This window comes from Micromonospora sp. NPDC048935 (genome assembly GCF_043197875.1).
GTDB lineage: Bacteria > Actinomycetota > Actinomycetes > Mycobacteriales > Micromonosporaceae > Micromonospora.
In genome coordinates this window covers 103,989-116,576 of the sequence record NZ_JBICTZ010000004.1, presented here as the reverse complement: position 1 = coordinate 116,576, position 12,588 = coordinate 103,989, and the positions used below count along the sequence as shown (strand labels likewise).

10 protein-coding genes are annotated in these 12,588 nt (G+C 71.9%); 8 read left to right on the top strand and 2 right to left on the bottom strand.

All coding sequences use genetic code 11. The features are described 5' to 3' along the window. Nucleotides 1–11: 11 nt before the first annotated feature. Nucleotides 12–674, bottom strand: coding sequence for an adenosylcobinamide amidohydrolase (locus ACGFIW_RS13760; RefSeq protein WP_393314332.1), 663 nt, complete (start codon nucleotides 672–674; stop codon nucleotides 12–14). A 143-nt stretch (nucleotides 675–817) separates the two neighbouring features. Between ACGFIW_RS13760 and ACGFIW_RS13755 the strand changes: the two genes are divergently transcribed. The 3 genes from ACGFIW_RS13755 to ACGFIW_RS13745 all read left to right on the top strand — a co-directional run bounded on the left by ACGFIW_RS13755 (nucleotide 818) and on the right by ACGFIW_RS13745 (nucleotide 4,585). Beyond that, on the top strand, nucleotides 818–1,495 hold the full coding sequence (locus tag ACGFIW_RS13755; RefSeq protein WP_110563686.1) for a Crp/Fnr family transcriptional regulator: 678 nt from the start codon (nucleotides 818–820) through the stop codon (nucleotides 1,493–1,495). A gap of 138 nt (nucleotides 1,496–1,633) precedes the next feature. After that, complete coding sequence (locus ACGFIW_RS13750) at nucleotides 1,634–2,377, top strand: metallophosphoesterase family protein (RefSeq protein ID WP_393314329.1); 744 nt, start codon at nucleotides 1,634–1,636, stop codon at nucleotides 2,375–2,377. Nucleotides 2,378–2,614: 237 nt separating this feature from the next. Beyond that, on the top strand, nucleotides 2,615–4,585 hold the full coding sequence (locus tag ACGFIW_RS13745; protein ID WP_393314326.1) for a hypothetical protein: 1,971 nt from the start codon (nucleotides 2,615–2,617) through the stop codon (nucleotides 4,583–4,585). 106 nt (nucleotides 4,586–4,691) lie between these two features. Here the strand turns inward: ACGFIW_RS13745 and ACGFIW_RS13740 are convergent, their stop codons facing one another. Next, nucleotides 4,692–6,422 carry a helix-turn-helix domain-containing protein gene (locus ACGFIW_RS13740; protein WP_393314323.1) on the bottom strand — a complete coding sequence of 577 codons (1,731 nt, stop codon included), beginning with the start codon at nucleotides 6,420–6,422 and terminating at the stop codon, nucleotides 4,692–4,694. 251 nt (nucleotides 6,423–6,673) lie between these two features. On the opposite strand from ACGFIW_RS13740, the gene ACGFIW_RS13735 reads away from it, so the two are divergent. The 5 genes from ACGFIW_RS13735 to ACGFIW_RS13715 are packed head-to-tail and all read left to right on the top strand — an operon-like array spanning nucleotide 6,674 to nucleotide 12,581. After that, on the top strand, nucleotides 6,674–7,279 hold the full coding sequence (locus tag ACGFIW_RS13735) for a TetR/AcrR family transcriptional regulator (RefSeq protein ID WP_393314320.1): 606 nt from the start codon (nucleotides 6,674–6,676) through the stop codon (nucleotides 7,277–7,279). A 37-nt stretch (nucleotides 7,280–7,316) separates the two neighbouring features. Beyond that, nucleotides 7,317–8,114 carry a TIGR03084 family metal-binding protein gene (locus ACGFIW_RS13730; RefSeq protein WP_393314317.1) on the top strand — a complete coding sequence of 266 codons (798 nt, stop codon included), beginning with the start codon at nucleotides 7,317–7,319 and terminating at the stop codon, nucleotides 8,112–8,114. Next, nucleotides 8,111–9,790, top strand: a complete 1,680-nt coding sequence (locus ACGFIW_RS13725; RefSeq protein ID WP_393314314.1) for an acyclic terpene utilization AtuA family protein — start codon at nucleotides 8,111–8,113, stop codon at nucleotides 9,788–9,790. Before ACGFIW_RS13730 ends, ACGFIW_RS13725 begins: the two co-directional genes overlap by 4 nt. Next, on the top strand, nucleotides 9,787–10,983 hold the full coding sequence (locus tag ACGFIW_RS13720) for an acyl-CoA dehydrogenase family protein (RefSeq protein ID WP_393314312.1): 1,197 nt from the start codon (nucleotides 9,787–9,789) through the stop codon (nucleotides 10,981–10,983). Before ACGFIW_RS13725 ends, ACGFIW_RS13720 begins: the two co-directional genes overlap by 4 nt. After that, nucleotides 10,980–12,581: an acyl-CoA carboxylase subunit beta gene (locus ACGFIW_RS13715; RefSeq protein WP_393314309.1), complete on the top strand. Its 1,602-nt coding sequence runs from the start codon at nucleotides 10,980–10,982 to the stop codon at nucleotides 12,579–12,581. The genes ACGFIW_RS13720 and ACGFIW_RS13715 overlap by 4 nt, the downstream gene beginning before the upstream one ends. Nucleotides 12,582–12,588 lie beyond the last annotated feature (7 nt).

Sequence of the window (12,588 nt, the reverse complement as noted above, 5' to 3'; positions counted from 1 at the left end):
CGGTCGAAATTTCAGCCCGGCACCTGCTCTGACCAGGGCACGACCGCCCGGACACCCCCGGCGAGCACCGCGGCGTGCACCGCCCGGGCGAGCGGGGCACCCCAGGTGGAGCGAGGCCCGCCGTACGCGGCCTCCGGTCCGTCGACGGGGCAGAGCACGGTGACCGCGTCGGTCGGCGTGCCGGTCCCCGGCAGCCCCAGCTCGCTGATCGCCTGGGCCTTCGCCTCGGTCGCCGTGGCCACCGCGTTGACAAGTGCCGAGTCGGCGAGCCGGGCCGGCACGTACACCACGATGTTGACCGTGCCGACGCGCTCGGCGAGCGCGGGCGGAGCGGGCGCGGCCGCGAGCACCGGCGTGCCGAGCCCGACCGTCGCCCAGGCCCGCACCCCGGTGTCGGTCCGCGTCACCACCTCGGCCACGTCCACGCCGGTCAGCAGACCGACGCCCGGCCCGTCGAGGGCGAGGCCGGCGGCGAGCGCGGCCAGGTGGGTGGCCGGGTCGTCCCGGTCGTACGACATCGGCACTGTCGCGTTCAGCACCCAGTGCCGGGCCCCGATCCCACCGCCGAGGGGGCCACTGCTGACTGCCCGCAGGGGCCCGTCGGCGCGCCAGACGAGCAGCGGTGTGTCCCGCCCGTCCTCGACACGACTGGTCAGAGTTGGCTCGCTTAGCACGTCGGGCAGGTTACGCCCAACGATCAAGATTCCAGGGGCGACCTCGGATTCAAGCTCATGTGCGCCTAGACTTGGCGGCGCGCGAGGGGATCAGCGGACGGCGGCCCCGGCCGACGGACGGCACGCGCAACCGGAGGTGCGCGATGGACGAGGTACTGGCCCGCAGCGGGATCTTCCAGGGTGTCGACCCGGAAGCTGCCGAGGCGCTCGCCAAGGAGATGGAGACGATCGAGGTCCGCAAGGGCGAGATCGTTTTCAATGAGGGCGAGCCCGGTGACAGTCTCTATATCCTGCTGTCCGGGAAGATCAAGGTTGGTCGCCGCGCAGCGGACGGCCGACAGAACCTGATCGCGGTGATGGGGCCGTCGGACATGGTCGGTGAGCTGTCGCTCTTCGACCCGGGTCCGCGTACGGCGACCGCCACCGCGGTGACGGACACCCGGCTCGTACGACTGCGCAAGCAGGCGCTGCGGCCGTGGCTGGCCAACCGGCCGGAGATCGCCGAGCAACTGCTGCGGGTGCTCGCCCGGCGGCTGCGACGGACGAACGACTCGCTCGCCGACCTGATCTTCACGGACGTGCCGGGTCGGGTCGCCAAGAACCTGCTCCAGATGGCTGGTCGGTTCGGCACCCGCGACGGTGGCGTCCTGCGGGTGACCCACGACCTCACCCAGGAGGAGATCGCCCAGCTCGTCGGCGCCTCCCGGGAAACGGTCAACAAGGCGCTCGCCGACTTCGCCTCGCGCGGCTGGCTGCGACTGGACGGCAAGAGCATCATCATCCTGGACCCGGAGCGCCTCGCCCGGCGCGCCCGCGTCTGATCCGGCGCGCCGGGGCCACCACCCCGGCGCCCATGACGTTCCGGCCCGGCCCGCGACATGCGGGCCGGGCCGGATTTCGTCGTCTGCCCGTAGCGGAATCGCTGGACCCGGCGCAGGGCCGGCGCCCAGGATGGGCTGATGCCGGACCGGGTTGCTGTCCTCTCCGACATCCACGCGGTGCTGCCCGCACTTGAGGCCGTGCTGGCCGAACCGGATGTCGCCACCGCCGACCTGATCGTGCTCACCGGGGACATCGCGGCCGGTCCACAACCGGTCGAGGTGCTGGACCTGCTCGCTGCTCTCGGCGACCGGGTCTGCTGGGTGGGCGGCAACGCCGACCGGGAGCTCGTCGAGGCCCGCGCCGGCCGCCCCGCCTCCATCGAGGTGTCGAACTGGGCCGCCGAGCAGCTTCGCGATGACCAGGTGGCTCGGCTGGCCGTGCTCCCGCTGACGGTGACCCTGGAGATCGACGGCCTGGGCCCGGTGCTGTTCTGCCACGCCACCCCCCGCGACGACGAGGAGGTCGTCCTCGTCGACACCCGGATGGAGCGCTGGGCGGAGGTGTTCGCCGAGGTGCCGGCCGAGGTGACGACCGTGGTCTGCGGCCACACCCACATGCCCTTCACCCGGCTGGTCGACCGACGTCTGGTGGTCAACCCGGGCAGCATCGGCATGCCGTACGGCGGCGCTGGAGCGTACTGGGCGCTGCTCGGACCCGGCGTGCAGCTTCGCCGTACCCGCTTCGATGTCGACGCCGCCTGCGCCCGGGTGGCCGCCGACTCGACCTTCCCGGACGCCGCCGGGTGGGCCAACGAATACCTGCGGTCCCGGCACAGTGACGCCGAGGCGCTCGCCGTCTTCGCTCCCCGCGACGGCCGCTGAAGCCGGGTCTGACCCGGTCACCTCCCGACCCGTCCCTCGCCTGCTCCGGCCCCCGTCCCGGGCTGTCCGGGACTGTCCCGACCCGCGGCTGCTCTTCCCGGACGTGATGGTCACGGCTGTCATGGAACGAGTGAGCGCCGGCCGCGACGTCGGCGCCCACCGGCCCGGTCGTGATCCGGGCCGGCCGGCCGCCCTGGGCGGCGGGTGACCGTGGCAGGCGAAAGTTGGAGGGCAGTGATGGGTACCAGGCGTGCGGAATGCCGTTCCACGCGGACCGGCTGGATGTTGGCGCGGTGGGCGGCGGTGGTGCGCGGTTGGCTGGTGCCGCTTGTCGCGGTGGTCGCCGTCGCGGCGAGCCTCATGCTTGTCGCCCCGGCCCCGGCGGCGTCGGCTGCCCCCGGAGAACCGGACGAACGCCCGGCGGCGGCCAGTCCGACGCCGGACCCGACCGAATCCCGCAACGCGATGTCGCGAGCCCGTCGGATGCTCGCGCAACTCGGTTACGACATCTCGGCCCTGGGCTCACCGACCCCGGACGACCCGAACTACATGAAGAAGATCATCGCGGACCAGGTCATCAACAGGGTCCAGGGGTGGGTGGCGGAGGGCAAGACCGGCTTCGGTCTGAAGGACCTCTACCCCCTGCTCCAAGACGGCGAGGCGGTCTACCGCAAGTCACAGAAGCGCGTTACGGCCCTGAACAAGAAGCTTGCGAAGAGCGAACGAGAGCTGAAGAGGCTGACGGAGATCGCGACGGACACCACCCGCTCGCCGAAGCAACGGGCCAAGGCAGCGGCCAAGTTGCCGCAGAAGCGGAAGGACGTGGCCAACAACCGTCGCAACCTCCGCGATGCGACGCCCACCAAGCCCGACTACGACGGGAACGTCAATCGGCTGCGGAACACGCTCAAGGATCTGGACCGTGAACTGGCCAGGGCCGAGCGGAGGGGTGCTCTGCCGGGCGCCAAGAAGGAGCTGGCAAAGAAGCGCGACGCCGTCCAGAAGGAACTGGCGGAGGCCGAGGCGGAGAAGGCCGACTACGACCGCCGCAGGGGCGGCGACGGCGACGCCTCCGGCACCACCGCCCGTCGCCCCAAGGAACCGAAGGGGCCGAAGAAGCCACCGACCGGCGCGACCAGGACCGCGCCGAAGGGACCCCAGTCCGTCGGCCCGAAGGCGACGCGGCCATGGTCCTCGGTGTTCCGGCCGCGCGGCCCGCGGGTCGACAGCGGGGCCAGCGAGCTGATCGGCCAGGGCATCGCCGACGAGATCCGTAAGCACGGTCAGGCGGAGGACGAGAAGTTGCTGCACCGCGCGATGGACGATCCGGCGCTGCGCCAGCGCATCATCGCCGACTACCGCGAGTACCCGGAGCGCAGCCCGTGGGAGAAGACCAGGCGTGACTTCGACAGCTCGAAGGGCTTCCGGCAGACCGAGGCCCTGCGGATCGGGCCGGCGCTGATCAAGTACGAGGAGGCCGAGAACATCGCGAAGCGGTCCAGGAACGACCGCAACTACCTCCAGGCCCACCGGGAATGCGGCGGCTACGACACCTGCGTCACGGATCGCACCCGCAAACTCCGCGAGCTCGACACCAAGCTCAAGAAGCAGGCCGACCGATCCAACAACGACCCCGCGTACCTCCAGGCCCGCAAGGAATGCGGCGGCTACGACACCTGCGTCACCGAACGCACCCGCAAACTCCGCGAACTCGACACCAAGCTCAAGAAGCAAGCCGACCGATCCAACAACGACCCCGCGTACCTCCAAGCCCGCAAGGAATGCGGCGGCTACGACACGTGCGTCGTCGAGCGCACTCGCAAGCTCCGCGAGCAGAACGCCCGCAACACCACCAACGGGCCCAGCACCAAGAAGACCACCACCGGCAACAAGACCACGCCCAAGAAGACCACCACCACCAAGAAAATCACCACCAGCACCAAGCGCGCCAACCAGTCCAACAACGACCCCGCCTACCTCCAAGCCCGCAAAGAATGCGGCGGCTACGACACCTGCGTCACCGAACGCACCCGCAAACTCCGCGAACAAAACGCCCGCAACGCCAACAACGGACCCACCACCAAGAAGACCACCACCGGCAACAAGCCCACACCCAAGAAGACCACCACCACCAAGAAGACCGCGGACGCCGACAAGGGCGCCAAGAAGACCGGTGGCAAGGACACGAAGAAGACCGGCGGCAAGTAGGGCGGGATCAGGCGGTCAGGGGCAGCTCATGGTCGTTCTCAGCGGGGCGTCGCATCGACCGACCACGACCACCACCCGGGGCGTACGAGTGGCTGGCCGGAGTGCGTCACCGCTTGAAGAGGAACACCTGCACGTTGTCGTTGAAGCACGACACCTGTGCGATCGCCGTACCCGCGGCCCGGCCACCGCCGATCGGACCGATGCACCTGTTCGGTGCGGTCGTGGCGTGCAGCCGGTAACCCTGACCTCCGCTCGTCTGGACCGGTTCGAGGATGAAGCGTTGGTCGGGGCGATTGCAGTAGCTGCGTGGCGCCACCAGTTGTCCGTCGACGGTCGAGGGTTCGCCGTTCGGGTCGGGGTCGACCTGCAGGCAGCCACCGCCTCCCGACGGGTGTGCCCAGTAGATCTGGTACGTGTTCGAGCCGACCTTCCGCAGCTCGCTGGTGGCCGGCTCGGCCTCGGCGCAGGGAACGAGCGTCGCCACCTCCGGGCGGTCGTTCCCCGGCTCGGGACCCACGCCCACGCAGTACGACTGCCCGACTGTGGCTGCCGGCATCATCCGGTACTGGCCTGCGGCGGGCAGCGTGGTGGCCGCCCTGGTCTGCGCCGCCTGGGGCGGAGACGACCTGGGCGCACTCAACCGGGGTGCACTCTGCGCGGGGCTGGTGACCGTCGGTGCGGCGCTGGTCGGGGGCAGGCTCGGGCGTGGGCTGGATGTCGGCGCGCCAGCGTCCGCGGGCGGCAGCTGCACGTCGACGTCGAGGCTGGCCGTCGGCTCGGCCAGCACCGGCGGGGGATCGTCCCCGACATCGGGATCACGCAGGGTCTGGATCACCATGCCGCCGGCCACCACGATCAGCAGCAGCACCAGTACGCCGAGGAGTGCGCGTGTCGGTCGGCCGAACCGGAAGGCCAGCGGTGGCACGAAGTCCCGCAGCCGCAGTGGTGCGGCGGCGGCGTCGGCGTCCGGGGCACGTTTGCGGTGCAGCCCCGACCAGGCGCTGTTGCGCCGGCCCTTCACGGCCGTGGCCAGCGGTCCATCGGCGTAGAGGAGGGGACGGACCGGCCGGTCCTCGGTGGGCGTCGACTCGTCGGCGGCGGGCTCGGGCCGCCCTCCCGCCGGGTCGGGCTCGCGGCTCGGGGCGGACTCGTCACCCGGCGCACGCCCGCCCTCGCCAACGGGACTCGGCCCGGTCGCGACCGACCCGTGCGACGCACCGATGCCCGCCGCGACGGCGACAAGCTGATCGGCGGCACCCCGCGCATCCGCGACGACCGGCTGGCCAGCACCGGACGTGGCGGCGACAGGCTGCCCACCGGCAGCCGGGTCGCCGGTGCGATCCGCGATCTCGGCTGCCGGCGGTGTCGGGCCGTCGAGCCCCCAGCCGGGTTCCGACGCCAGCTCGGCCGGCAGGGGTGGAACCGCGTCGAGCAAACCCCACGGCGGGCGGACCCTCGACTCGTCGACGAACGAGTCGGCATCGGCCATGCCCGGGTCGGCGGCGACTGCGACGGCGACCGGCTCGGGCTGGCCGGCGGTGGCCGCGGCAAGCGCCTTGCGCGCGGCGACCCAGTGGGCCACCGTGGCCTGATCGCCCCCGCAGGCACGGACGAACGCCGCGACCAGCGTCTCCCTCGGCAGGTTGGCCCGGCCCAGGGCGGTGTTCAGGGTGCTGTGCGGGAGCACGTCGCCGGCATCCCGCGCCCTCTTCGACACCTGTCGAATGGTCAGCCCGGACCACTGACGCAGCGCGCGCATCTGGGCCACGAACTCGGCAGCCGAGCCGGCGGTCGCCGGGTCAGGTGCTGTGCCGTCGGTGTACTGCTCGTTCGCCATTGACCGTTCGTCCCCCGCGTCTGCCAGCACGCCCACAGCCATGCGGAACGATTCAAGCCGATCGCTCGGCGTACCGCTACCTCGTGCGGCTCAAACCAGAACAACCTCCGCAACCAGGACGCCCCTCGGACCTGGCCGCCCTTCGGACCTGGCCGCTGACCGCTGTGGCACGGACGCCCCGGAGGCGAGGGGAACGGCGGCCAGAAAAAGTCAGTCTTGACTGTTTGTTTTACAGGGCGCAGGCTGTCCCCGTGTCCACCACATCGACGCGTGTTCCTCAGCAGGAGCGCAGCCGGGCCACCCAGGCCCGCCTGCTGGAGGCGACAGTCGACTGCCTGGTCGAGCACGGCTGGTCCGGCACCACCACCACCGTCGTCGCGGCCCGGGCCGGGGTCTCGCGCGGCGCCCAGTTGCACCACTACCCGACCAGGGCCGCGCTGGTGACAGCCGCCGTGGCACATCTCGCCGAGCGCCGGGCGGACGAGTTGCGGGTGGAGGCCGAGGCACTGCCGGCCGGCCCACAGCGACTGGACCGGGTGATCGACCTGCTTGGCGTGGCGTTCACCGGGCCGCTGTTCGTGGCGGCTCTGGAGCTCTGGGTCGCCGCCCGCACCGATCGCGAACTACGGGACGCCCTGGTGCCGCTGGAGGCCACCGTCGGCCGGGAGATGCATCGGCTCACCGTCGCTCTGCTCGGCGTCGACGAACGCCGACCCGGCGTCCGAGAGGCGGTGCAGGCCACCCTCGACCTGCTCCGCGGGCTCGGGGTGGCCAACCTGCTCAACGACGACTCCACCCGCCGCACCGCCCTGCTGAGCACCTGGAAGCGTCAACTCGCCACCCTCCTCACGCCCTGACCGCCGGCCGCACCGGCCATCACCGACCGGAGGCACCATGGTCGACCTCAGCGACCTGCTCACGGACCTGGCCGACGAGTCCGCGCAGGTGGACGCCCTGGTGGCACCACTGCCCACCGCCGACTGGGCGAGGCCGACGCCCGCGCCGGGCTGGAGCATCGGGCACCAGATCGCCCACCTCGCCTGGACCGACCACGTCGCGCTGCTGGCCGCGACCGACCCCGAGGCGTTCTACGCGACGGTGACCGCCGCACCGGACGTGACCCGGCTCGTCGACGTCGGCGCCGAGGAGTTCCTCGCCCCACCGGCCGAACTGCTCGCCCGTTGGCGGGCCGGGCGAACCGCGCTCGGCGACGCACTCGCCGCCGTTCCGGCCGGGGGCAAACTGCCCTGGTACGGCACCCGCATGTCGGCCACCTCGATGGCCACCGCCCGGATCATGGAGACCTGGGCACACGGCACGGACGTGGCCGACGCCCTCGGCGTGGTCCGCCCCGACAGCGACCGGCTCCGGCACGTCGCGCACCTCGGTGTGCGTACCCTCGGGCACGGCTTTGCCGCCCGCGGCCGGGACATCCCGACGACGCCGGTCCGGGTCGAACTGGTCGGGCCCGGTGGCGACATCTGGACCTGGGGGCCGGCGGACGCCCCCGACCGGCTGAGCGGGCCCGCCCTGGACTTCTGCCTGCTTGTCACCCAGCGCCGACACCGCGCGGACCTCGCCCTGGTCGCCACCGGGCCGGTCGCCGACGAGTGGCTCGACGTGGCGCAGGCGTTCGCCGGGCCGCCGGGTGACGGCCGGCAACCGACCGGCCGCCACGGAGTGCCGGCATGATCCGCATCGGTAACGCCTCCGGCTTCTACGGCGACCGCTTCACCGCCTGGCAAGAGATGCTCGACGGCGGCGAGCTGGACGTGCTGACCGGTGACTACCTGGCCGAGCTGACCATGCTGATCCTCGCCCGGGATCGGCTGCGCGACCCCGACCTGGGCTACGCGAAGACGTTCCTGCGTCAACTGGAGACGTGCCTCGGCACCGCCCTGGAACGCGGGGTGCGGATCGTGACCAACGCCGGCGGGTTGAACCCGGCCGGCCTGGCCGCCGCGATCACCGCACTCGCCGCCCGGCTCGGCCTGCCGGCCAGGGTCGGGTACGTCGAGGGCGACACCATCCAGCGACCGGACGCGTTGAGCGCGAACGCCTACCTCGGCGCGTTCGGAATCGCGGCCTGCCTAGACGGCGGAGCGGACGTGGTGGTCACCGGACGGGTCACCGACGCCTCGCTGGTCGTCGGCCCGGCCATCGCCCGGTACGGATGGGGCCGCGACGACCTCGACGAACTGGCCGGGGCCACCGTGGCGGGGCACCTCGTCGAGTGCGGCGCACAGGTCACCGGCGGCAACTTCAGCTTCTTCACGGAGCTGCCCGACGGTGGGCACCGACCCGGATTTCCGATCGCCGAGGTGCACCCCGACGGTTCGACGGTGCTCACCAAGCATGCCGGCACCGGTGGTGCGGTCACCGTGGAGACGGTCACCGCCCAACTGCTCTACGAGATCGGGGGGCCCGCGTACCTGGGCCCGGACGTGGTGACCCGACTGGACACGGTGACACTGCGCCCCGACGGGCCGGACCGGGTCCGGGTCTCCGGTGTCCGGGGTACGCCGCCACCGGCCACACTCAAGGTCGGCGTCAACAACCTCGGCGGCTTCCGCAACTCGATGACGTTCGTCCTCTGCGGGCTCGACATCGAGGCGAAGGCCGCGCTGGTCCGGGGGCAGGTCGAGGAGGCGGTGGGCAAGGACGGGCTGGAGTTCACGCTGGCCCGGACCGACCACGCCGACGCCGCCGACACCGAGGCCGCCAGCGCGCTGCTGCACGTACACCTGCGGGACGGCGACCGGGCGCGGGCCGGGCGGGCCTTCTCGGCCGCCGCGGTGGAGTTGGCGCTGGCCTCGTACCCGGGCTGCACGCTGACCACCCTGCCGGGCGACGCGACACCGTACGGCGTCTTCACCGCCGACGCGGTGCCGCAGACCGCGGTGGCGCACGTCGCGGTGCTTCCCGGCGGTGAGCGGGTGCCGATCGCCCCGCCGATCCGCACCGCCTCCGCCGCCGCCTCCGATTCCGCTGCTGCCTCGGACGGGACTGTCCCGTACGCGGCGGTCGACGGTCCGACCCGGCGCGGTGCGCTCGGCGAGGTGGTCGGCGCACGCTCCGGGGACAAGGGTGGGGATGCCAACCTCGGTGTCTGGGCGCGAACCGACGCCGGGTACGCGTGGCTGCGCACCTGGTTGACGGTCGAGCGGCTGGCCACGCTGGTGCCGGAGACCGCGCCGCTGTCGGTGCGGCGCTACGAGTTGCCCAACCTGCGCGCGCTCAACTTCGTGATCGAAGGGCTGCTCGGGGCGGGGGTGGCCGCGTCCACCCGGTTCGACCCGCAGGCCAAGGCGCTCGGCGAGCTGCTGCGCGCCCGGCTCGTCGACCTGCCCGCCGGGGTGACGTCGTGACCATCGTGGACACGCCGGAGCGGCGGCAACTACGCGAGCTGACCCGCTCCTTCGTGACCCGGGAGGTGCTGCCGCACCTGGACGACTGGGAGCGGGCCGGCGAGGTGCCCCGGGCGCTGCACGCGACCGCCGCGAAGCTCGGCCTGCTCGGCGTCGGCTTTCCCGAGTCGGTCGGTGGCAGCGGCGGTGACCTGCTCGACTCGATCATCGTGACCGAGGAGGTGATCCGCTCCGGCGGCTCGTCCGGACTGGTGGCGGCCCTGTTCACGCACGGCATCGCGTTGCCGCACATGGTGGCGGCGGCCGGCGCCCGCTCCGGTGGCTCGCTGGGCGGCCGGCTCGGCGGCACCGCGTCCCCGGGCGACGACGGTCTGATCGAGCGGTACGTCCGGCCCACCCTGGCCGGCACGATGATCGGCGCCCTGGCCATCACCGAGCCGGACGGCGGCTCCGACGTGGCAGGCATCCGCACGACCGCCCGCCGCGACGGCGACCACTACGTGGTGAACGGGTCGAAGGCGTACATCACCAGCGGGCACCGGGCCGACTTCGTGACCACTGCGGTCTGCACCGACTTTCCCGGCAGCGGCGAACTGACCCTGCTGGTCATCGACAAGGGGTTGCCGGGGTTCAGCGTGGGGCGGCGGCTGGAGAAACTGGGCTGGCACTGCTCGGACACCGCCGAGCTGTCGTTCGTCGACGTGCGGGTGCCGGCCGCCAATCGGATCGGCACGGAGAACACCGGTTTCCTGGCGATCATGCAGCACTTCGCCACCGAGCGGCTCTCGCTGGCGACCCAGGCGTACGCGACGGCGCAGCGCTGCGTCGAGCTGGCGACGCGCTGGTGTCGGGACCGGGAGACCTTCGGGCGTCCGCTGGCCAGCCGGCAGTTGATCCGGCACCGGTTGGCCGAGATGCACACCCGCGCCGAGGCGGCCCGGTCGTACGTGCACGAGGTGGCCACCCGGGTGGCGGCGGGCGAGCCGGTGGTGACCGAGGTGGCGATGGCCAAGAACGTGGCGGTGGCCGCCTGCGACCACGTCGTCGACCAGGCGCTGCAACTGCACGGTGGCTTCGGCTACCTACGCGACGCGGAGGTGGAGCGGCACTACCGCGATGCCCGGATCCTCGGCATCGGCGGCGGCACCACCGAAATCATGAACGAGATCATCGCGAAGGGCATGGGCCTGTGAGCATCCTGGACAGCGCGATCGACCCGGCCGCGCCCGGGTACGCGGCGAACCGGGCGGCACTGCGGGAACGGCTGGCCGAGTTGGATGCCGCGCTGGACCAGGCGCGGGCCGGTGGTGGTGAGAAGTACGTCGCCCGACACCACGAACGCGGCAAGCTGCTCCCCCGTGAGCGGATCGAGCTGCTTGTGGACGCGGACAGCCCGTTCCTGGAGCTGTCGCCGGTCGCCGCGTACGGCACCGACTTCCCGGTCGGGGCCAGCGTCGTCACCGGCATCGGGGTGGTCGAGGGCGTGGAGTGTCTGATCGTCGCCAACGACCCGACGGTACGCGGCGGCGCGGTCAACCCGTGGTCGCTTGCCAAGACCCGGCGGGCCGGTGAGATCGCCCTGGCCAACCGGCTGCCGATGGTCAACCTGGTCGAGTCGGCCGGGGCGGATCTGCCCACCCAGGCGGAGATCTTCATCCCGGGCGGGCGGGTGTTCCGCGATCTGACCCGGCTCTCGGCGGCGGGCATCCCCACGGTCAGCGTGGTCTTCGGCAACGCCACGGCCGGTGGCGCGTACGTGCCGGGGATGTCCGACCACGTGATCATGATCCGGGACTGGTCGCAGGTCTACCTGGCCGGGCCGCCGCTCGTGAAGATGGCGACCGGCGAGGTCACCGACGACGAGTCGCTGGGTGGGGCCGTGATGCACGCCGGCACATCCGGGCTGGCCGATTACCTGGCCGCCGACGAGCGGGACGGCATCCGGCTGGCCCGGCAGTGTGTCCGCCGGTTGAACTGGCGCAAGCAGGGGCCGTCGCCCCGGACGGCGGTGCCGCAGCCGCCGAAGTACGACCCGGAGGAGCTGCTCGGCATCGTCAGCGCCGACCTGAAGGTGCCGTTCGACCCTCGGGAGGTGCTGGCCCGGATCCTGGACGGCAGTGACTTCGACGAGTTCAAGCCGGCGTACGGGGACGCGCTTGTCACCGGTTGGGGCGAGCTGCACGGCTACCCGGTGGGCGTGCTGGCCAACGCCCGGGGTGTGCTGTTCAGTGCGGAGGCGCAGAAGGCGGCCCAGTTCATCCAGCTCGCGAACGCCGCGGACACCCCGTTGATCTTCCTCCAGAACACCACCGGCTACATGGTCGGCACCGAGTACGAGCAGCGCGGCATCATCAAGCACGGCGCACTGATGATCAATGCGGTGTCCAACTCGACGGTGCCGCACCTGACCGTCAACCTGGGCGCCTCGTACGGGGCCGGCAACTACGGCATGTGCGGTCGGGCGTACGAGCCGAGGTTCCTGTTCACCTGGCCGAACGCGAAGTCGGCGGTGATGGGCCCGGCGCAGCTCGCCGGGGTGCTGTCCATCGTGGCCCGGCAGGCCGCCGCCGCCCGGGGGCGCTCCTTCGACGAGGAGTCCGACACCGCGATGCGGATGATGGTCGAGCAGCAGATCGAGTCGCAGTCCGGCGCGCTCTTCCTGTCCGGCCGGCTCTACGACGACGGGGTGATCGATCCGCGGGACACCCGTACCGTCCTCGGGCTCTGCCTCTCGGCGATCCACAGCGGTCCGGTGCGCGGTGCCACCGGCTTCGGCGTCTTCCGGATGTAGAGGGGCC

What these genes read in the sequence shown, in the direction of transcription:
- ACGFIW_RS13750 (WP_393314329.1), top strand. Translation starts at nt 1,634, where the DNA reads ATGCCGGACCGGGTTGCTGTCCTCTCCGACATCCACGCGGTGCTGCCC.
- ACGFIW_RS13730 (WP_393314317.1), top strand. Translation starts at nt 7,317, where the DNA reads ATGGTCGACCTCAGCGACCTGCTCACGGACCTGGCCGACGAGTCCGCG.
- ACGFIW_RS13745 (WP_393314326.1), top strand. Translation starts at nt 2,615, where the DNA reads ATGGGTACCAGGCGTGCGGAATGCCGTTCCACGCGGACCGGCTGGATG.
- ACGFIW_RS13755 (WP_110563686.1), top strand. Translation starts at nt 818, where the DNA reads ATGGACGAGGTACTGGCCCGCAGCGGGATCTTCCAGGGTGTCGACCCG.
- ACGFIW_RS13740 (WP_393314323.1), bottom strand. Translation starts at nt 6,422, where the DNA reads ATGGCGAACGAGCAGTACACCGACGGCACAGCACCTGACCCGGCGACC.
- ACGFIW_RS13725 (WP_393314314.1), top strand. Translation starts at nt 8,111, where the DNA reads ATGATCCGCATCGGTAACGCCTCCGGCTTCTACGGCGACCGCTTCACC.